The 20,707-nt window shown below is 63.9% G+C and carries 17 protein-coding genes; 10 read left to right on the top strand and 7 right to left on the bottom strand.

What is annotated here, in order from left to right; translation table 11 throughout:
• The first annotated feature begins 33 nt into the window (after positions 1-33).
• Positions 34-780, top strand: a complete 747-nt coding sequence (locus tag P2G62_RS01870; protein ID WP_275733148.1) for an alpha/beta hydrolase — start codon at positions 34-36, stop codon at positions 778-780.
• A gap of 82 nt (positions 781-862) precedes the next feature.
• A complete protein-coding gene (locus P2G62_RS01865) occupies positions 863-1,573 on the top strand; it encodes an alpha/beta hydrolase (protein WP_275733147.1) in 711 nt (236 codons plus the stop codon).
• A gap of 102 nt (positions 1,574-1,675) precedes the next feature.
• On the opposite strand, the gene ilvN is transcribed toward P2G62_RS01865, so the two are convergent.
• Together ilvN and P2G62_RS01855 are read right to left on the bottom strand one after the other, a co-directional pair.
• Entirely contained in the window at positions 1,676-2,236 is a 561-nt protein-coding gene (gene ilvN / locus P2G62_RS01860; RefSeq protein WP_275733146.1) for an acetolactate synthase small subunit, read from the bottom strand.
• Positions 2,237-2,319: 83 nt separating this feature from the next.
• A complete protein-coding gene (locus P2G62_RS01855) occupies positions 2,320-4,065 on the bottom strand; it encodes an acetolactate synthase 3 large subunit (RefSeq protein ID WP_275733145.1) in 1,746 nt (581 codons plus the stop codon).
• A gap of 674 nt (positions 4,066-4,739) precedes the next feature.
• Here P2G62_RS01855 and P2G62_RS01850 point away from each other — a divergent pair.
• The 3 genes from P2G62_RS01850 to P2G62_RS01840 all read left to right on the top strand — a co-directional run bounded on the left by P2G62_RS01850 (position 4,740) and on the right by P2G62_RS01840 (position 7,847).
• A complete protein-coding gene (locus P2G62_RS01850; protein ID WP_275733144.1) occupies positions 4,740-5,342 on the top strand; it encodes a TRAP transporter small permease subunit in 603 nt (200 codons plus the stop codon).
• On the top strand, positions 5,342-7,165 hold the full coding sequence (locus P2G62_RS01845) for a TRAP transporter large permease subunit (RefSeq protein ID WP_275733220.1): 1,824 nt from the start codon (positions 5,342-5,344) through the stop codon (positions 7,163-7,165). The genes P2G62_RS01850 and P2G62_RS01845 overlap by 1 nt, the downstream gene beginning before the upstream one ends.
• A 232-nt stretch (positions 7,166-7,397) precedes the next feature.
• Entirely contained in the window at positions 7,398-7,847 is a 450-nt protein-coding gene (locus P2G62_RS01840; protein ID WP_275733143.1) for a hypothetical protein, read from the top strand.
• Between the two features lie 150 nt (positions 7,848-7,997).
• Here the strand turns inward: P2G62_RS01840 and phaZ are convergent, their stop codons facing one another.
• Complete coding sequence (gene phaZ, locus P2G62_RS01835; RefSeq protein ID WP_275733142.1) at positions 7,998-9,272, bottom strand: polyhydroxyalkanoate depolymerase; 1,275 nt, start codon at positions 9,270-9,272, stop codon at positions 7,998-8,000.
• Between the two features lie 101 nt (positions 9,273-9,373).
• Between phaZ and phaC the strand changes: the two genes are divergently transcribed.
• The 3 genes from phaC (at position 9,374) to phaR (ending at position 12,544) form a co-directional block, all read left to right on the top strand.
• Positions 9,374-11,167: a class I poly(R)-hydroxyalkanoic acid synthase gene (gene phaC, locus P2G62_RS01830; RefSeq protein ID WP_275733141.1), complete on the top strand. Its 1,794-nt coding sequence runs from the start codon at positions 9,374-9,376 to the stop codon at positions 11,165-11,167.
• Positions 11,168-11,386: 219 nt separating this feature from the next.
• A complete protein-coding gene (locus P2G62_RS01825) occupies positions 11,387-11,836 on the top strand; it encodes a Phasin (RefSeq protein ID WP_275733140.1) in 450 nt (149 codons plus the stop codon).
• Between the two features lie 144 nt (positions 11,837-11,980).
• Positions 11,981-12,544 carry a polyhydroxyalkanoate synthesis repressor PhaR gene (gene phaR, locus P2G62_RS01820; RefSeq protein ID WP_275733139.1) on the top strand — a complete coding sequence of 188 codons (564 nt, stop codon included), beginning with the start codon at positions 11,981-11,983 and terminating at the stop codon, positions 12,542-12,544.
• A gap of 87 nt (positions 12,545-12,631) precedes the next feature.
• Here phaR and P2G62_RS01815 read toward each other — a convergent pair whose 3' ends face one another.
• The 3 genes from P2G62_RS01815 to secG all read right to left on the bottom strand — a co-directional run bounded on the left by P2G62_RS01815 (position 12,632) and on the right by secG (position 16,350).
• Positions 12,632-13,999, bottom strand: coding sequence for an aminotransferase (locus P2G62_RS01815; RefSeq protein ID WP_275733138.1), 1,368 nt, complete (start codon positions 13,997-13,999; stop codon positions 12,632-12,634).
• Between the two features lie 196 nt (positions 14,000-14,195).
• The gene (locus P2G62_RS01810) at positions 14,196-15,839 is read right to left on the bottom strand and encodes a CTP synthase (protein WP_275733137.1); all 1,644 of its coding nucleotides are present in this window, start codon (positions 15,837-15,839) and stop codon (positions 14,196-14,198) included.
• Between the two features lie 151 nt (positions 15,840-15,990).
• A complete protein-coding gene (gene secG, locus P2G62_RS01805) occupies positions 15,991-16,350 on the bottom strand; it encodes a preprotein translocase subunit SecG (RefSeq protein ID WP_275733136.1) in 360 nt (119 codons plus the stop codon).
• Between the two features lie 406 nt (positions 16,351-16,756).
• On the opposite strand from secG, the gene P2G62_RS01800 reads away from it, so the two are divergent.
• Both P2G62_RS01800 and P2G62_RS01795 read left to right on the top strand, forming a co-directional pair.
• A complete protein-coding gene (locus tag P2G62_RS01800; RefSeq protein WP_275733135.1) occupies positions 16,757-18,055 on the top strand; it encodes an adenylosuccinate synthase in 1,299 nt (432 codons plus the stop codon).
• A gap of 52 nt (positions 18,056-18,107) precedes the next feature.
• On the top strand, positions 18,108-18,335 hold the full coding sequence (locus P2G62_RS01795) for a DUF2842 domain-containing protein (protein ID WP_275733134.1): 228 nt from the start codon (positions 18,108-18,110) through the stop codon (positions 18,333-18,335).
• Positions 18,336-18,403: 68 nt separating this feature from the next.
• Here P2G62_RS01795 and P2G62_RS01790 read toward each other — a convergent pair whose 3' ends face one another.
• Complete coding sequence (locus P2G62_RS01790) at positions 18,404-20,644, bottom strand: hypothetical protein (RefSeq protein ID WP_275733133.1); 2,241 nt, start codon at positions 20,642-20,644, stop codon at positions 18,404-18,406.
• Positions 20,645-20,707: the final 63 nt, after the last annotated feature.

The following is a 20,707-nucleotide window of genomic DNA, read 5'->3' as shown; positions in this document are numbered from 1 at the left end:
GGTTAGGCTCGGGCGCAAACGCAGGAGATGCCCATGACCGATTTCATCACCACCCCCGAAGGCCGCCGCATCGCTTATGTCCCGACGGCGGGCGCGGGGCCGGGGATCGTGTTTCTGCACGGGTTCAAATCCGACATGGAGGGGACGAAGGCGGTTGCCCTCGAAGCCTGGGCACGGGCGCAGGGGCGGGCCTTCCTGCGGCTGGATTATTCCGGCCACGGCGCCTCGGACGGGGTGTTTGAAGAGGGCGCGATCGGTGACTGGTTCGAGGATGCGCGCGATGCGATCCTGGCGCTGACCGAGGGGCCGCAGGTTCTGGTGGGCTCCAGCATGGGCGGCTGGATCGCGCTGCTGATCGCGCGTCATCACCCGGAAAAGCTGGCTGGTCTGGTGACCATCGCGGCGGCGCCCGATTTCACCGAAGATGGCTATTGGGCCAGTTTCGACAAGGATCAGCGCCGCGAGCTGGAGCAGGTGGGCCATATCGACGTGCCCTCGGACTATGGAGATCCCTACCGGATCACCCGGCGCCTGATCAACGAGGGCCGCAATCGGCTGGTTCTGCGCAGCCCGCTGGATCTGCCCTTCCCGGTGCGTTTCCTGCAGGGCACGGCCGATACGGCGGTATCGGTCGAAACCGCGCTGCGGCTGCTGGACCACGCTACCGGACCCGACATGCGCCTGACGCTGGTCAAGGGCGCCGATCACCGCTTTTCCGAGCCGGACGATCTGGCCCTGATCGAAAGCGCCGTGGCCGAGGTTTTGGCAAGGATCGGCTGAACGGGAACTTCGGGTTTGCGACCCGGGCGGGCTTGCGGCACAGTGGGGCCAAGAGCGCTCGAGCGCCGCCAGAGGATGAGCGATGATTTCCGAACCCCTGCTGTTTCTGCCCGGCTTCATGTGCGACGCCCGGCTGTTCTGGCACCAGATCCTGGCCTTTTCGGTCGAGCGCCCGGTGATGGTGATACCACTGCTGGGCGATACCATCGAAGAGATGGCCGAGGCCGTGCTGGCGGCTGCCCCCGCGCGCTTTGCCCTGGTCGGGCATTGGCTGGGCGGGCTGGTGGCGATGGAAATGCTGCGACGCGCGCCGGAACGGATTTCCCAGATCGCGCTGGTCGACGTCTCGCCGCTGCCGGAAAGCCCGCAACAGGCGGCCGCGCGGGAAACCAGAATTGTGGGCGCGCGCACCGGGCGGCTTGACGAGGTGATGCTTGACGAGATCCCGGCCTCTGCGCTTGCCCCCGGGCCGGGGCAGCGCGAGGTGCAGGCGATGGTGCTGGAAATGGCCGAAAGCCTCGGACCCGAGGTGTTCACCCGGCAAAGCCGCGCGCTGATGCGCCGCCCCGATCAGCAGCGCGCGCTGCGCAACACCAAGGTCCGGGCCATGCTGATCTGCGGCGAATACGACACGATCTGTCCGCCGCGCCGGCATCAGTTTCTGGCCGAACTGATGCCGCATGCCGAATTTCGTCTGATCCTGAGCGCGGGCCATCTGAGCCCGCTGGAGCAACCGGAAAAGGTCACCCATGCCCTGCGTGACTGGTTTTCCGCGCCCTTGTTGCTGAAGTAAAGGCGCAGTCGACGCGGCGTTCTGCGCGCGGCACTGCCGAAACAGCGCGGATATATCCCCCGGCAGATGCGGCCGGGGGAGCGGGGCGTTACGGCGCGGGCCTCAGACCCCGCGCGCCAGGGCCGCCACCCCGGTGCGCGCCACATCGACAAGCCCAAGCGGGCGCATCAGTTCGGCAAAGGCGTCGATCTTTTCCGGCGTGCCGGTGATTTCGAACACGAAGCTTTCCAGCGTGCTGTCCACCACATTGGCGCGGAAGATATCGGCCAGACGCAGCGATTCCACGCGCTTTTCTCCGGTGGCGGCCACCTTGAACAGCGCCAGTTCGCGTTCGACCGACTGGCCTTCCAGCGTCAGGTCGTGAACCTCATGCACCGGCACGATCCGGCCCAGCTGTGCCTTGATCTGGTCGATCACCGCCATCGTGCCGCGCGTCACGATGGTGATGCGCGAGCGGTGGCCCTTGTGGTCGACCTCGGCCACGGTCAGGCTGTCGATGTTGTAACCGCGGCCCGAAAACAGCCCGATCACACGCGCCAGCACGCCCGCTTCGTTGTCGACCAGCACTGCCAGCGTATGCGAGCTTTCCACATCGGAATGGAAATCGCGCAGGTCATAGGCCGAATGGCTGGTCGAGCCCTTTTTGATGTTCAGAGCGGCCATTGCCTCTCTCCTTTATCGCGTTCGTCTTTCGACTTGGTCCAAATATCCTGCAGGGGGGCCGGGGGAGGCCCCCGGCGCCCGCCTCACACCAGCGTTGCGCCCGAGGCGAAGGCCTCGGCATCGGCGGCCAGCAGCATTTCGTTATGCGGCTTGCCCGAGGGGATCATCGGGAAGCAGTTCTCGTGCTTTTCCACCAGGCAATCGAACAGCACCGGGCCATCGTATTCCAGCATCTCGACGATCTTGGCGTCCAGCTCGGCCGGGTCCGAACAGCGGATGCCCTTCCAGCCGAAGCTTTCCGCCAGTTTCACGAAATCGGGCAGGCTTTCGCTCCAGCTGTGCGAATAGCGTTCGCCATGCAGCAGTTGCTGCCACTGGCGCACCATGCCCAGACGTTCGTTGTTCAGGATGAACTGCTTGACCGGCGCGCGGAACTGGGTGGCTGTGCCCATTTCCTGCATGTTCATCAGCCAACTGGCCTCGCCTGCGACGTTGATCACCAACGCCTCCGGGTGCGCGATCTGCACCCCGATCGAGGCCGGGAAGCCGTAGCCCATCGTGCCAAGCCCGCCCGAAGTCATCCAGCGGTTGGGGGCCTCGAAGCCCAGGAACTGTGCGGCCCACATCTGGTGCTGGCCTACCTCGGTGGTGATGTAGCGGTCGCGATCCTTGGTCAGGGCCTGCAGCCGCTGCAACGCGTATTGCGGTTTGATGGTGCTGCCGGAATTGTCATAGGCAAGGCAGTTGACGGCCTTCCATTCGGCGATCTGCGCCCACCACTGCGCCAGCCCGGCCTTGTTCACCTTGCGGCCGCGCGATTTCCAGATCTTGAGCACGTCTTCCAGCACATGCCCCACGTCGCCGATGATCGGCAGGTTCACCGTCACCACCTTGTTGATCGACGAGGCGTCGATATCGACATGCACCTTGGTCGAGTTTGGGCTGAAATCGGCCACGCGCCCGGTGATCCGGTCGTCGAACCGCGCGCCCAGGTTGATCATCAGATCGCAGCCGTGCATCGCGAGGTTGGCCTCGTAGAGCCCGTGCATCCCCAGCATGCCCAGCCAGTTCTTGCCGCTGGCCGGATAGGCGCCCAGACCCATCAGCGTCGAGGTGATCGGAAAGCCGGTCGCGTCCACAAGTTCGCACATCAGCTGACACGCCGCCGGGCCCGAGTTGATGACGCCGCCGCCGGTATAGAACACCGGGCGTTCGGCGGTTTCCATCAGCTCGACCAGCTTGGTGATCGCCTCGATATCGCCCTTCATCCGGGGCTGGTAGTGATCCACCCGCGCGGTTTTCGGGCCGGTATAGGTGCCGGTGGCGAATTGCACGTCTTTGGGAATGTCGATCAGCACCGGGCCGGGGCGGCCCGAGGTGGCGACATGGAAGCCCTGGTGGATGATCTCGGACAGCTTGTCAGTGTCCTTCACCAGCCAGTTGTGTTTCGTGCAGGGACGGGTGATGCCCACGGTGTCGGCCTCCTGGAAGCCGTCGGTGCCGATCATGAAGGTCGGCACCTGGCCCGAGAAGACCACCAGCGGAATGCTGTCCAGCAGCGCGTCGGTCAGCCCGGTCACCGCATTGGTGGCGCCCGGCCCCGAGGTCACCAGCACGCAGCCCGGTTTGCCGGTCGACCGGGCATAGCCCTCGGCCATATGCACGGCGGCCTGTTCGTGGCGCACCAGAATGTGACGGATATCGTTTTGCTGGAAGATCGCATCATAGATCGGCAGAACCGCGCCGCCCGGATACCCGAAGATCGTATCGACCCCCTGATCCTTGAGCGCCTGCACCACCATTTCCGCGCCGGTCATCTGCCGTGACATCACCTTACTCCATCGCCTCGGGACTGTGCCCGCATCATCCAGTTTCGCAACAAAAAGCCCCCGCATTTCTGGCGAGGGCGCATGGGAACCTTCATGGTCAAACCGTCACCGGCCCATGCGCATCTTCCCTACGACTACAAGGAACGACCCCATTGTCTGTCCTTTCTGTTGCGTTGCAGCGGACATTATGGGGGCGGGCGTAGGGCGTCAACGGCAAATCTGTGAATATTATGTCGCATGTCGGGGATTTTCCTTTCGATTTGTTGCGCCGGTTGCGGTTTTTGCTGCAACTATCCGAAAATCAGGACGCGGATTTCCGGGCCCGGGGGGCTTGGGGCGTGGTTTTGGCCGTGCATCGGCCAGGGCGCGGCAGGGGGAAGGGCAGGATTCGTCCCCTCGGCTGCAGGGGGGGGGGCATGCAAGGCGGGTTTGCGGCCAATGCCCCCTTCCTTCTGTCGGGGCGTTTCTTTATCTTGCCGCCAGCTTTGGCCCCGGAAACACACGCGAAAGTGGTGCGGACGGGGGACTTGGCCTCAATCATGGTGGCGCTAGCGGAAACTGGTTAGGAAATTGGACCAAATCGGACCAATTTTCTTGACCTGAGCCCGCTGCTCGGCCAAGGAACGCTGAAGCCCTCGGGGATAGGGGGCAAAACTGGGAAGGGGAGGACGGACATGGGCGGTTTGCTGGCCCTATCGCGCCTGATCGACCGGATGAACGAAGTGATCGGCAAGGGCGTCTCGTGGCTCATTCTGCTGGCGGTCGTGATCTCGGCGGTCAATGCGACCATTCGCAAGATCTTCAACGTATCGTCGAACTCGTGGCTGGAGCTGCAATGGTATCTTTACGGTGCTGCGTTCCTGCTGGCGGCGGCCTATACGCTCAAGCAGAACGAGCATATCCGCATCGACATCCTGTATGGCGCGCTGTCGCGGCGCAAGCAGCACTGGATCGACCTGTTCGGGCATCTGTTCTTCCTGATGCCGATGGTCTGCCTGATGCTGTATCTGCTGGTGCCCTATGTCGGCAAATCCATGTGCCTGAGCGCCTTCCTGCCGGCAGGTGTGGTCTGCACCCCCGAAGTGTCGCAAAACGCGGGCGGTCTGGTGATCTGGCCGGCCAAGATGCTGCTGCTGATCGGCTTCGTGTTGCTGTTCCTGCAGGGCCTGTCCGAAATCATCAAGAAGATCGCGGTGATGCGCGGGCTGATCGAAGACCCGCATCCGGCGACGGGCCATCACGGCCATGACATGATCGCCGAGGAGGAAGCGCTGTGATCCTGGAACTCATCGCGCAGAACATGGCGCCGATCATGTTCCTGTCGCTCATCGGCTTTCTGCTGCTGGGCTATCCGGTGGCCTTCGCGCTGGCCGCGAACGGCCTGCTGTTCTTCTTTATCGGCGTCGAACTGGCGCCCCTGTCCGGCGGCTCTATCAACCTCAGCTGGCCGTTGCTGAACGCCATGCCCGAACGGTTCTGGGGGGTCTTGTCGAACGAGACACTCCTGGCCATCCCCTTCTTCACCTTCATGGGGATCGTGCTGGAAAAATCCGGCATGGCCGAGGATCTGCTCGACACGATCGGGCAGCTGTTCGGTCCGGTCCGCGGCGGTCTGGCCTATGCGGTGATCATCGTCGGCGCGCTCTTGGCCGCCACCACGGGCGTGGTCGCGGCTTCGGTGATCGCGATGGGGCTGATCTCGCTGCCGATCATGCTGCGCTACGGTTATGACCGGCGGATCGCCAGCGGGGTGATTGCCGCCTCGGGGACATTGGCGCAGATCATTCCGCCCAGCCTTGTGCTGATCGTGCTGGCCGACCAGCTCGGCCGTTCGGTGGGGGATATGTACAAGGGCGCGCTGATCCCGGGGCTTGTTCTGACCGGCATCTATCTGGGCTATGTCGCGGTGATCTCGATCGTTCGCCCGGGCATGATGCCCGCGCTGCCGAAAGAGGCCCGCACGCTGGGATCTGGGGTCACCTCGCTGGTGATCGCGCTGGCGCTGGGTGTCGCAATCTTCATCTTCGCCCGCGACTGGATGGACGCGAGCCATGGCGGCAATGCGGGCATCCTGGCCGCAGGGCTTGCGGTGATCGTGGTCTATGTGCTGGCGGTGCTGGACAAGGCGCTGAAAATCAACCTGATGAGCCGTCTGGCGCAGCAGGTCGTGATTGTGCTGATCCCGCCGCTTGCGCTGATCTTCCTGGTGCTGGGCACGATCTTCCTGGGCGTGGCCACGCCCACCGAAGGCGGCGCGATGGGGGCGGTCGGCGCCCTGATCCTGTCTGCCGTCAAGAAGCGGCTGAACATGACGGTGGTGCGCGAGGCGCTGGCCGCCACGACGCGGCTGTCGGCCTTCGTGATGTTCATCCTGCTGGGCGCGCGGGTGTTCTCGCTGACCTTCTATGGCGTGAACGGGCACCTGTGGGTCGAACATCTGCTGACCTCGCTGCCGGGCGGCGAGATGGGCTTCCTGATCGTGGTCTCGCTGCTGGTGTTCTTCCTGGCGTTCTTCCTCGATTTCTTCGAACTGGCCTTCATCATCGTGCCGCTGCTTGCGCCTGCCGCAGAAAGCCTGGGCATCGACCTGATCTGGTTCGGCGTCATCCTGGGGGTGAACATGCAGACCAGCTTCATGCACCCGCCCTTCGGCTTTGCGCTGTTCTTCCTGCGCTCGGTCGCGCCGAAATCGCCCTATGTCGACAAGCTGACGGGCAAGCTGACCGAGCCGGTGAAGACCTCGCAGATCTATTGGGGGGCGGTGCCCTTCGTCTTCATCCAGATCGTGATGATCGGCATCGTGATCGCCTTCCCGGGGATGGTGATGCATTACAAGGGCAAGCCCATTGACCCGTCGAGCGTGCAGCTGACCCTGCCCGACATGCCGGGCCTTGGCGGCGGCTTCGGGGGGCTTGGCGGTCTGGGCGCACCGGGCGCGGCGCCGGGCACCGACTCCGGCGGCGGGCTCGGCCTGCCGCCGCTGGGAGGCCTCGGCGCGCCGATGGGCCAACCGGCCGAATCGCCGCAAGGCGGAGGCGCGAGCCTCGGCATCCCGGCCCCCATGGGCCTTGGCGGATTGCCCCCGGTCACCGGGAACTGAAACGAGAACGGCGCCCCTAGGGGCGCCGTTTTTCGTTGGGGGATGCCGGACATTATTGCCGTGCGCGTCTGAAAGCGAAAATAGCACGGCATTGCCGCGAGGCTGGTTAGAGCCCATTGCTGCCTTAGGGCAGCCATATTGCGGCCATGCAAACCAGCTACCCGTCGGGGGCAACGCTGCCAGTCATGCAGATGCGACAGTCACGTTTTCAGCGATAAAGATAGGGTATGAGATGTTCAGGAAGTCTGGTCTTGTTTTTCTGTTTTTGGCATTGGCATCCTGTGGAGAGATCAGCTCCGATGGTAGCGTGGCCTCGGGGCCGTTCGGCCGGACCCCCTTGATGACGGCCGAGGTTCAGAGGGCTACGCATGCGGGGGTCGCCGCTTGTGCCGATGCCAAGACCACGGGCGCACCTTTGCTACGCCTTACCTCGCAAGGCTTCGTCCCGTGGCGCGGCGGATACCGGGCTGCTATAGACAATCCGCTGATCTTTGCCGGGAATTCCTCGGTCTCGGTCGAAGTTGATCGCAGAGGCGCCTGCCACGTCAAAGTCACTCCGATCTACCCGATCGAGCTTCAGACTTTGCAATCCGTTACCTCTGGTGCCCTTGCTGGTCGCGGTGTGGGGTTGGATGTCTGGTTCGTTCGCAAAGGCGACGCTTATGAAGTGGTGCTGAATTAACATAAGGCACCGGCCTGCCACATCTGCCTCAGCCCCAACGACGGAGCATTTGATTGCGAGTGAACGGCAGGATCGTCCCGCAAAGCCGCCTCCCAAACAAAAAACGCCCGCCAATTGGCGGGCGTTTCCTGTTTCGCTCTGCCGCCCCGCTCAGACCGCGCGGATCGGGGTGACCTTGCCTTTCGGGGCGCTGCCGCCTGCGTTGGCGTCGATGAATTCCAGCACCAGCGGGCGGATGTTGTTGCGCCAGCTCGAGCCCGCGAAGATGCCGTAATGGCCTGCGCCCGGTTCCAGGTGCTGGGCTTTCTTGCTGTCGGGCAGGCCGGTGCACAGCCGCAGCGCCGCCACGCATTGACCCGGGGCCGAGATGTCGTCGTTCGAGCCTTCGACTGTCTTGACCGCGACATTGGTGATCTTGCCGATGTCGACCTTTTTGCCCGCCACCACGAATTTGTTCTGCGCGATTTCCAGACCTTTGAAGATGCGCTCGACGGTGGACAGGTAGAATTCGGCCGTCATGTCCATCACCGCCAGATATTCATCGTAGAAGATGTTGTGGTGGTCATGTTCGCTGCCTTCGCCTTTCGACTCGGCCAGGATCTTATCCTGAAACGCCTTGGCGTGTTTTTCGGCATTCATCGAGATGAACGAGGCCAGCTGCATCAGCCCCGGATAGACCAGACGCCCGGCGCCCTTGTATTTGAAGCCGACGCGCTGGATGACCATATGCTCCAGCTGGCCCATGGTGACGCGGGCACCGAAGTCGGTGACCTCGGTCGCGGCGGCGTCCGGGTCGATCGGGCCCCCGATCAGGGTCAGGGTGCGGGGCTGGGCGGCGGGGTCTTCTTCGGCCAGATAGGCGGTGGCGGCCAGCGTCAGGGGCGCGGGCTGGCACACGGCGATGACGTTCAGGTCGGGGCCCAGGTGGCGCATGAAATCGACCAGATAGAGGGTGTAATCCTCAATGTCGAATTTGCCGGCCGAGACGGGAATATCGCGGGCATTGTGCCAGTCGGTCACATAGACGTCACAGTCGGGCAGCAGACTGGCGACGGTCGAGCGCAGGAGGGTCGCATAATGGCCCGACATCGGCGCAACCAGAAGCACGCGGCGGGCCATCGGCTCGCGCCCGGAGACCTTGAAGTGAATGAGCGCGCCGAAGGGTTTGTCGAGGATCGTTTCGACGGAGATCAGGTGGTCGCGGCCATCGGCGCCCGGGATCGAGCGGATGCCCCAGTCGGGTTTGATCACCATGCGCGAGAAGCTGCGCTCGGTCACGCGCCCCCAGGCCGACATGACCTTGAACATCGGATGCGGGCTAAGGCCCCAGATCGGGTAGGATGCCATGGCCCGGGCCGAGGCCCCCATCCACTCATTGGTGTTCCTGATGGTCTCCATCAGGTCGTAACTCATAATGCCCTTCATCCGTATCTCCTTGGCCCGCAGGCTCCCTACAAAACGCCGCTTTACCCTCCCGCAAAGGCGGCGTTATGCTGCTGTTTGAAGGATAAGGAGGATTTCGGGTTATGACAACAACGGAGGAGGCCACCTCTGCTGCATCGCAGCAAATGCAGGAGAATCTGGCAAAGATCGAGGCTTTGACGCAACGCCTTGTCGAGGCTCTGTCGCATAAACGCGCGCCCAATCCGGCGCTGGAGGGGCCCGGCCTTGATCTTTATCTGAATGCGGGCGCGGCGCTGGTCAAGGAATGGGCGGACAAGCCGTCGAAGATTCTGGAAGCGCAGGTGAATTACTGGGGCCAGGCGATGAAGCACTACGTCGAGGCCAGTCACGCGCTAAGTCAGGGCCAGTTCAAGCCGCCGGCCGATACCGGGCCGAAGGACCGCCGTTTCTCCAATCCGTTGTGGGATACCCACCCCTATTTCAACTTCATCAAGCAGCAATACATGATCTCGTCCAAGGCGATCGAGGATGCGGTCGATGCGCTGGAGGATCTGGACCCGGTCGATCGCAAGCGGATCGACTATTTCGCCCATCAGATCATCGACATGATGGCGCCGACGAATTTCCTGGCGACGAACCCCGATGCGCTGGAACGCGCTGTGGCGACCGAGGGCGAAAGCCTTGTGAAGGGGCTGGAAAACCTGGTGCGGGATGTCGAGCTGAACAACGGCAATCTGGTGGTGACGCTGGCTGATCGCGATGCGTTCAAGGTGGGGCAGAATATCGGCACCGCCGAAGGCTCGGTGGTCTATCGCAACCGGCTGTTCGAACTGATCCAGTACAAGCCCACGACCGAGACGGTGCACAAGACCCCGCTGATCATCTTCCCGCCGTGGATCAACAAGTTCTACATCCTGGATCTGAAGCCCGCCAATTCGCTGATTCGCTGGATCGTCGATCAGGGGTTCACGCTGTTCGTCGTCAGCTGGAAGAACCCCGATGCCAGTTACGCCGATGTGGGTATGGATAGCTATGTCGAGGAAGGCTATCTGACCGCGATTGAGCAGGTGAAGGCGATCACCAAAGAGAAGAAGATCAACGCGGTCGGGTATTGCATCGCGGGCACGACGTTGTCGCTGACCCTGGCGCTGATGGAGAAGCGCAAGGATCGTTCGATCAACTCGGCCACGTTCTTCACCACGCTGACCGATTTCTCGGATCAGGGCGAGTTCACCACCTTCCTGCAGGACGATTTCGTCAACGGGATCGAGGCGCAGTGCAAGCGTGATGGGGTGCTGAGTTCGTATTTCATGACGCGCACCTTCAGCTATCTGCGCGCCAATGACCTGATCTATCAGCCCGCAATCCGCAGCTACATGATGGGCGAGGCGCCGCCGGCGTTCGATCTGCTGTACTGGAACGGTGACTCGACAAACCTGCCGGGCAAGATGGCGATCGAATATCTGCGTGGCCTGTGCCAGCAGGACAAGTTCGCCGCCAAGGGCTTCGAGGTGATGGGCGAGACGGTGAAGCTGAGCGATGTGAAGGTGCCGCTGTGTGCCATCGCCTGCGAGACCGACCACATCGCGCCCTGGATCGCCAGCTTCAATGGCATCGCGCAGATGGGATCGGCCGACAAGACCTTCCTGCTGTCGGAATCAGGGCATATCGCGGGCATCGTGAACCCGCCCAGCAAGCAGAAATACGGCCATTACACCAGCACGGCCCCGATCCACAATCCGAACGAATGGAAGGCCGAGGCGACCTATAACAAGGGCAGCTGGTGGCCGCATTGGGGCGAATGGCTTGCGGCGCGGTCGGGGCGGATGGTGCCCGCGCGCGAACCGGGCGATGCCGCCCATCCGGTGCTGGCGCCCGCGCCGGGCCTTTATGTGAACGAGGTGGTCCGGGTCTGACACCCGGGCTGCCTGCACCAAGACGACGCCCCGGCCCGACATCGAAGCGGGCAGGGGGCGTCCCGGTCGACGGCCGTTCCGTCCACACCCTCCGATTGTAAAAATTCTGCAACGCAGCATTTTTTCCTTGAAATGCTGCACTGCAGCATGTATATCTGTTTCGTAAGCGAACGGGCCCTCGCCACACCATCTTTCCTCGGGCCAAATCGGAGCAAGAACATGGCTAAGACCCAAGACTTCACCAAGATCATGCAAGATATGATGGCTTCCATGCCGGTGGACGCCTCGAAATTCCAGGACGCCTTCAAGTCGCAAGCCGCGCTGGGCGAGAAAATGACCAAAGTGGCGCTGGACGCTGCTGAAAAGTCGACCGAAATCACCTCGAAATGGGCCAAGGACACCATCGCCAAAGTTGGTTCGCTGGCCGCGAAAAAAGAAGAGCCCGCCGACTACGCCAAAGCTGTGAGCGACTTCGCGTCGGCTTCGGCTGAAATGGCTGCCGAAAACCTGGCCGCTTTCGCCGAAATCGCGAAAAAAGTGCAGATGGAAACCGTCGAGCTGATGCTGGCTGCTGGCAAAGACATCTCGGAAGATGCGACCGCCGCCGTCAAGAAAGCCACCGAGGAAGTCACCGCTGCTGCGAAAAAAGTGACCACCCCGGCGAAATAAGGTTCCTCCCGCAACCCGGCGTCCTCCTCCCTGCCGGGGAACGGAACCTGGAAGGGCGGGCTTCGGCTCGCCCTTTTCTTTTGTTGCTTTTGCGCCCGCGCCGCTCCAAGATTGCTGCGCTGCCAAAAAAAGGGGAGGAACCCGATGACTGATGACGCGAAGCCCTTGCTGATCAAACGCTACGCCAGCCGTCGCCTGTATAATACCGAAACCAGCGATTATGTGACGCTGGAAGACATTGCGCGGTTCATCCGCGATGGTCGCGAGGTGCAGATCGTCGATCTGAAAACCGGCGACGACCTGACCCGCCAATATCTGCTGCAGATCATCGCCGAACATGAAAGCCGCGGCGAAAGCGTGCTGCCCGTCGATGTGCTGACCGATCTGGTGCGCAGCTACACGACCTCGGCGCAGTCGGTCGTGCCGCAGTTCCTCGCCGCCAGCTTCGAGATGCTGCGCGAAGGCCAGTCGCAGCTGATGGAAAACTTTTCGTCCTTCCCCAATCCGATGGCGTCGATGCCCGGGTTCGACGCACTTCAGCGCCAGCAGCAGGCGTTCCTGAAGTCGATGATGGCGGGCTGGCCCACCTCGGGATCGTCGGGGCCCGAGGAGGAAGGCGACAGCACGGCCGCTAGCAAGGACCGCGAGGATCTGGCCACGATCAAGAAACAGCTGGCCGAGTTGCAGACGAAGCTGTCGAAACTCTGATCGCGCCGCGCCCGGCCTTGGGCCGTGGACGAAAAAAGGGGCGGGCCCAGCGGCGCCGCCCCTTCGATTTTTCGGACCTGACGAAGATCAGGCGACCTCGGCAAACACCTTTTTCAGCGCGCGGTCGAGCTTTTCGAACATCTCGTCCATCTGCGGCTCGGTCAGGATGAAGGGCGGGCACAGCACGATGGACTGGCCCAGCGGGCGGCAGATCAGCCCCATGTCGGTACAGGTATTGGCGATGCGTTCCGACACGCTCAGGCTGCCGTCGAAGGGCGTCTTGGTGGCGCGGTCCTTCACCGCCTCCAGCGCCCACATGTAGCCCACGCCGCGCAGCTCGCCGATATTGGGGTTCTGCGCGATTTCCGCCAGACCGGCCTCAAGCCGCGGGCTCAGCCGGTTGACGTTATCGGCCAGCCCCTCGTTCATCACCACGTCGATGGCCTTCAGCGCGATGGCGCAGCCGACCGGGTGCCCCGAGGCGGTGAAGCCATGCGGGAATTCCTCGATCGCCTCGGCTGCGGCCTGAACCCGCGCCGACAGCTCCGGCCCCAGGATCACCGCGCCCATCGGGAAGAAGCCCGCCGTCAGGTTTTTCGAGCTGATGACGGCATCGGGCATGAAGTCATAGGTCTGGCAGCCCCAGATGTTGCCGGTGCGCCCGAAGCCGCAGATCACCTCGTCCGAGATCAGCGGGATGTCGTATTTCTTCAGGATCGGCGCGATCGCCTGGAAATAGCCCTTCGACGGCGGAATCACCCCGCCCGCGCCCATCACCGGTTCGGCGAAGAAGCCCGCAATCGTGTCGGCGCCTTCCTTGATGATCGTGGCCTCCAGTTCCGCCGCCATGCGTTGCGTGAACTGCTCTTCGGTTTCGCCGGGCTTGCCGTTGCGCCAGTAATGCGGGCAGGTCAGGTGCAGGAAACCCGGCAGCGGCAGGCCGAAGACAGAATTATAGGGTTTGCCCGTCATGCTGGCCGACACCGCGGTCACGCCGTGATAGGCGTTCATGCGCGTCAGGATCTTGCGTTTCTGCGGCTTGCCTTCGGCGGCATGCAGGAACCACAGGATCTTGACCATCGTGTCATTCGCCTCGGACCCCGAGTTGGTGTAGAACACCTTGCCGCTGTCGAAGGGCGATACTTCGATCAGCTTCTCGCTCAGCATCACGGTCTGGTCCGACATCCGCCCGAAGAAGGCGTGATAGCCGGGGAAGCGCGCGTATTGGTCCTGCGCGGCCTTGATCAGCCCGGGGTGGTCGAACCCCGCGACCATGTTCCACAGCCCCGAGTTGGCATCCAGATACTGCCGCCCGTTGGTGTCAAAGACATAGGGGCCCTGACCATGCGTCAGAACAACGGTGCCCCGCTCGTGCACCGAGAGCAGATCGGTGAAACCATAGAGCGAAAACTCGTCGGCCCGGGCTTCCCAGCTGTTGGGGGTCTGATCACGCATGCGGCGTCTCCTTGTCTGAGTTGGCCACAGGCTAGCGGGGTGGATGGCGGCGTCAATGGGGCTGTCGCGGCACGCGATGGGGGCGAATTGGCGCAGGCCCCGTCAGAGGGGGCCTGCGAAATGCCTTTCAGCTTGGCGGAAATATCCCGGGGGTGAATGCCCGCAGGGCAGAGGGGGCAGGGCCCCCTCTCGCCGCTCAGACCAGCCGGCTTTGTTCCTTCGCGGCCTTGACGAAACCTGCAAACAGCGGATGCGGCGCGAAGGGTTTCGATTTCAGCTCGGGGTGGAACTGCACGCCGATGAACCAGGGATGGCCCTTGTGCTCGACAATCTCGGGCAGGCGGCCATCGGGGGACATGCCGGAAAACACCAGCCCGCAGTTTTCCAGCTGCTCGCGATATTTCACATCCACCTCATAGCGGTGGCGATGGCGCTCCTCGATCTCGCAGCTGCCGTAAACCTCGGCGACCTTCGATCCTTCTTTCAGCGTCGCGGAATAGGCGCCCAGACGCATCGTGCCGCCCTTGTCATCGTCGAGCTTGCGCTCGACCCGGTGGTTGCCCTGCACCCATTCCTTCAGGTGATAGACGACCGGGGTAAAGCGTTTGGCGCCGGCCTCGTGGTCGAATTCCTCAGATCCTGCATTGGTCACGCCCGCCAGGTTGCGCGCGGCCTCGATCACCGCCATCTGCATGCCCAGACAGATGCCCAGATAGGGGATGCCCTTTTCGCGCGCATATTGCGCGGCGCGGATCTTGCCCTCGGTGCCGCGCTCGCCAAAGCCGCCGGGCACGAGGATCGCGTTGAACCGTTCCAGATGTGGGCCGGGGTCTTCGCGCTCGAAGATTTCGGCGTCGATCCATTCGGCCTTGACGCGCACCCGGTTGGCCATGCCGCCATGGGTCAGCGCCTCAGCGATGGATTTATAGGCGTCTTCCAGCTGCACATATTTGCCGACGATGGCCACGTTGACCTCGCCTTCGGCATTGCTCAGCCGGTCCATCACGTCTTCCCAGCGGGTCATGTCGGGCTTCGGCGCGGGCGAGATGCCGAAGGCATCCAGCACCGCCTGATCCAGACCGACACGGTGATAGGCCAGCGGCGCCTCGTAGATCGACTTCAGGTCATAGGCGGGGATCACCGCCTCGGGACGCACGTTGCAGAACAGCGCGATCTTGGCGCGCTCTTTCTCCGGGATCGGATGTTCCGAGCGGCACACCAGAACGTCGGGCTGCAACCCGATCGAGCGCAGTTCCTTGACCGAGTGCTGCGTGGGTTTCGTCTTCAGCTCTCCGCTCGCCGCCAGATAGGGCAGCAGCGTCAGGTGCATGAAGATGCACTGCCCGCGCGGGCGGTCCTGGGCGAACTGGCGGATCGCCTCGAAGAAGGGCAGGCCTTCGATATCGCCGACCGTGCCGCCGATCTCGCACAGCATGAAATCGACCTCGTCATCGCCCACGGCGAGGAAGTCCTTGATCTCGTTGGTGACGTGCGGAATCACCTGGATCGTCTTGCCCAGATAGGCGCCCTTGCGCTCTTTCTCGAGCACGTTGGAATAGATCCGCCCCGAGGAAACGGAATCGGTCTTGCGTGCGGACACGCCGGTGAAGCGTTCGTAATGGCCCAGATCGAGGTCGGTTTCGGCGCCGTCATCGGTCACGAACACCTCGCCATGCTCAAAAGGCGACATCGTGCCGGGGTCGACGTTCAGATAGGGGTCCAGCTTGCGCAACCGCACCGAAAAGCCGCGGGCCTGCAGCAGCGCCCCGAGCGCCGCCGACGCCAGGCCCTTGCCCAGCGAGGACACCACGCCGCCGGTAATGAAAACGTAACGTGCCATGAGAGCCCCCGTGATTAGCCAAAATTCAGGTCTGTTCCCTGCACCGATTGGTCAGGGATCACGGGATTTAATGCTTACACGATTCGCGGCCCGCCCGCAACCGGACCGCAAGCAGTTGGGTGAAATGCGGCTGAATGCCCTAGGTCTGGGCTCAGTTCGCGGGAGGCGGGGTCACCGGGGCGTCGGCCGCCGCGGGCGGCAGTTCCACGGCCGGGGCCGCCGGAACGGTCTCGGCCGGGGCTTCGACAGGGGCCACCACGCGATCCACGACCGAGCTTTCCTCGGCCTTGCGCGCCGCCAGGATCGTCAGCGTGACCGAGGTCACGATGAAACCCGCCGCCAGAATCCAGGTCAGCTTGGACAGCGCATTGGCTGCCTGACGGCCGGTCATCACACCGCCACCGCCGCCACCGCCCATGCCCAGGCCACCGCCTTCGGAGCGTTGCAGCAGAACCACGCCGATCAGCAGGACTGCCAGGATCAGGTGGACGGAGAGGACGACGTTTTCCATGCGCGGGCTGGACCTTCTTGCAACAGACGCGCCTATCTAGGCGGATGCGGCCCGGGGCGCAAGGCTGTTTGTTCCCCGCGCGCCCTGGCAGGCACGCTCTGGCGGGCCACGGGGGCGCGCAATGAAGAGGGCGGCAGGGGGCGCTGCCCCCTCGCGCGTGCCGCGCTCACCCCCGGGATATTTGCACCAGAAAGAAGAACAAGCCCGGCTCGTTCTTTCTGGCTGAAATATCCCGGGGGGAGGCCGCAGGCCGGGGGGCAGAGCCCCCTTCGTGCGGTTGCCGCCTTACCTGCAGCCGGGAGCAGGAAATGACATAAAGATGACGGATGGGGCCGAAAAACCGGTTCCCCCCGCTGCGCGCCCCGGCTATATGTCGCACGGTTTTGCAACCCTCGAGGAGAGAGACATGGCCAATGTCGTGGTGGTCGGCGCGCAATGGGGCGACGAAGGCAAGGGCAAGATCGTTGACTGGCTCAGCGAACGTGCGGATGTGATTGCCCGGTTTCAGGGCGGCCATAACGCCGGTCATACGCTGGTCATCGACGGCAAGGTCTACAAGCTGAACGCCCTGCCCTCGGGGGTCGTGCGCGGTGGCAAGCTGTCGGTCATCGGCAACGGTGTGGTGCTGGACCCCTGGCACCTTGTGGGCGAGATCGCGAAGATCCGCGAGCAGGGCGTCGAGATCAACCCCGACTGCCTGATGATCGCCGAAAACACCCCGCTCATCATGCCCTATCACGGTGAGTTGGACCGCGCCCGCGAGGCGCAGGCCGCCGGGTCGAAGGCCAAGATCGGCACCACCGGGCGCGGCATCGGTCCGTGCTACGAAGACAAGGTCGGGCGCCGGGTGATCCGGGTGGCCGATCTGGCCGATGCGGCGACGCTGGAATTGCGTGTGGATCGTGCGCTGGTGCATCACAACGCGCTGCGCGCCGGGCTGGGGCTGGAACCGATCGACCGCGACGCGCTGATCGCCGAGCTGAACAAGATCGCGCCGGAAATCCTGCAATATGCCGCCCCCGTCTGGAAGGTGATGAACGACCTGCGCCGCGCGGGCAAACGCATCCTGTTCGAAGGCGCGCAGGGCAGCCTGCTGGACATCGACTTCGGCACCTATCCCTATGTCACCTCGTCGAACGTGATCGCCGGGCAGGCGGCAACGGGCGTGGGCCTCGGGCCCAATGCGATCGACTTCGTGCTGGGCATCGTCAAGGCCTATACCACCCGCGTGGGCGAAGGCCCGTTCCCGACCGAACTGAACGACGCCGACGGCGAGCGTCTGGGCACCCGCGGCCATGAATTCGGCACCGTCACCGGGCGCAAGCGCCGTTGCGGCTGGTTCGATGCGGCGCTGGTGCGGCAGACCTGCGCGATTTCAGGCATCACCGGCATCGCGCTGACCAAGCTCGACGTGCTCGACGGGTTCGACACGATCAAGATCTGCACCGGCTACAATCTGGATGGCGAGGTGCTGGACTATCTGCCCACCGCCGCCGATCAGCAGGCGCGCTGCACCCCGATCTATGAAGAGGTCGAAGGTTGGTCGGAATCCACCGAAGGCGCGCGCAGCTGGAACGATCTGCCGGGCGCCGCGGTGAAATACGTCCGTCGCGTCGAGGAACTGATCGGCTGCCCGGTGGCGATGCTGTCGACCAGCCCCGAGCGGGACGACACGATCCTCGTGACCGATCCCTTCGCGGATTGATCCTTTGCAGGCGGGCGTGTCGTCACCCGCCTTGCCCTTGCCGGAGGCGCCCATGAGTTTGTCTTACAAAGCCCGCCGTCGGCTGTCCTTGCTGGTTCTGGTTGTGGGGCTGCCGCTTTACATCGTGATTGCGGTTACCCTGACCGGGTGGCTGGATGCGCGGTTCGGACGGCTGCCGATCTGGGCGGAACTGGGCGTCTATGTCGGCCTTGGGTTCCTGTGGATCGCCCCGCTGAAGCCCGTGTTCACCGGTGTCGGCCGCGCTGAAAGCGACGACTGAGCCTGCCCACGGCGCCAAAATGAAAACGGAGGGGCGTTGCCCCTCCGTTTGCGTTTCTGGCCGGTGGATCAGGCGCGCTTGCCTTCGGAATAGAAGCGCGACTGTTCGGTGATCGCATATTGGCCGCGGCGGATCTTGGTGATCTTGCCCTGACGCAGCAGCTTGCCGAAGACACGCAGCCGTTCTTCGCGGCTGACATGGGCGCCTTCGGACATGGCGGCGATTTTCCGCATGATCTGCGGCGGCGAGAAATGCGGCCGACCCTCGACCTGCGCGGTATAGGCCGCTGCGGCCTCCAGCAGGTCGGACAGGCCCTGCGTGCCAAGGCTTTCGGCGAAATCGGCAAAGCTTTCGGCTTCGCCTGCCGCGATCGGAGTCGGGGTTTCGATCTCGTCCTCTGCCATGTCTTGCGCGATCTGCGAGGTCGAGATCCGGCGCGGGCGCACAACCGCGCCCGATGTCAGGGATTCGTCCGCCGGGCGATCCACGCGCTGCTCAGACACCAGAACCAGCGGAGCCGCGCGCACCGGCGCGACTTCGGGACGCTGGGTATGGGCCTGATGCGCCGCAGGTCGGCGCGGGCGCACGGCTTGGCTCAGATCGTCGCGATAGGCCTTGGTGTCGTCGGCAGGCTTCGCGCCCCCCTGAACCCGGCGATCCGCCACGGTTGCGGCAACGGCCGCTTTCAGATGCGCGATCGCCGAGAACCGGCGGCGGTTTTCCTGGCCCAGAAGCTGTTCATCGGCCTGCCGCATCAGGCGGCTCAGATCGGCTTCGGGATCGGGTTCGTTTTGCCCTGCCGAGGTGACCGGCGCCTGGTCGGCCACGTTCAGCGGCACCTCTTCGGGCGCCGGAGCGGCGGGGCTGTCGGCTTCGAGCGCGGCCAGTTCGGCTTGCAGATCGGCCTCGGCCTCGGGGCTCAGCGCGGTTTCGATGGCGGGTTCGTCTTCGGCCTCGGCGCCGGTTTCGGCGGCCAGCCGCGCAGCCAGCGCTTCGGAAATATCCGTGGCGTCCAGTTCGGCAATCGGCTGGGCTGAAGCTTCGTCGTCACCGTCCGGTTCCGCGGGGATGATCGGATCGGCGCGGCGCACCTTGATGACGCGGGCACGAATCTGCGGGCGCCGCGGTTGAACGGGCGGCGCCGCTTCGGCGGTGGCCGTTTCGGGCGTCTGTGCGGCGGGCGGGGCCGCTTCGGGCGCGGGCTCCTGCTGCGCCATGGCCGCTTTGACCGATGCCATCAGCGGCTCTTCACTGTCGTCCGGCACGGGGCCCGCAGATGCCGGGGTGGCCTCGGCTTCCGCTGCGACCTCTTGCACGGCTTCGTCTTCGGCGGCCTCCGGCGTCATCAACTCTTGCGCGGCGGCGGCCAGGGCGGCAGTCCGGGCTGCACGGCGGGCGGCCCGGCGCGCGGCCAACTCGGCCTGCCGGTCCGCTTCGGCGTCTGCCTCGGGCTCTTCGACGGTATCGGGCGCGGATTCGACGGCGGCCTGATTGGGCTCTTCCGCTTCCGTCTCTGCCGCCGGCTCAAAACCCATATCGGCGGCGGCGGCTTCAGCCTCCGGCACCGGGGGCTCTGCGGGCAGTTCGGCCGCCTCCTCCAGGTCTTCGGCGTTCAGCGGCCCCGAAATATCGAGCGAAAATCCAAAGTCCTCGGCCTCGGCCGAACTTTGCGCGCTGAAATCCGTCTCTGCCGCAGGGCCAGGCAGGGTGTCGGGGGCTTCGGTCTCCAGGATCTCGTCATCCTCGACATAGGTGGGCACGGCGCTGGCCGCCGCGCGGGCCGAGGCGACGGCGGCGCGGATACGCTGCAGCTTGGCGGCCACGGATTCAGGCACCGGGTTGGCCGTCGGAGCGGGCGCAATGATTTGCGGCATTTCTGCGGCAGCCGGGGGTTCGTCCGGCATCGTTTCCGGGGGCACCGTCGCGGCAACGGGCGCATGCTCGACCGGGGCTGCGGGGTCTGCGATGGCGGGGGCCGCAGGGCTCGGCGTCTGGACTACGGGTTCGGGCGCAGGTTCGGGCATGGGCTCTGGTTCCGGCTTCGGCGCGGTGTCGATCTGCGGGCGCAGCACCACGCCGTTGGCGTTGATCTTGGCTTCGACCCGGCGCTGAATCTCGCGCTCTGCGATCCTGTGCAGCATTTCGGCATCCGGGGTCGGCGGTTCTGCCCCGAAATAGCGGTCGTCTGCAGCAAGATCGCGGAAATACTCGGCAATCGCCTTCATCGTGTTGAACGGCTCGTCAAACCCTTCCAGAGTGCAGGAGAAGGTGCCGTAAGACACGGTAAGGATTTTACTCGCACCAACCATGGAACGCTCGCTTTCTCTAAACCAGGTCCGTTCACCCTCAGTGTAAACTGGTGCTTTACCGTG

The organism is Paenirhodobacter sp. CAU 1674 (genome assembly GCF_029222945.1).
Taxonomy (GTDB): Bacteria; Pseudomonadota; Alphaproteobacteria; order Rhodobacterales; family Rhodobacteraceae; genus Rhodobacter.
This window is presented reverse-complemented; position numbering and strand designations above follow the sequence as displayed.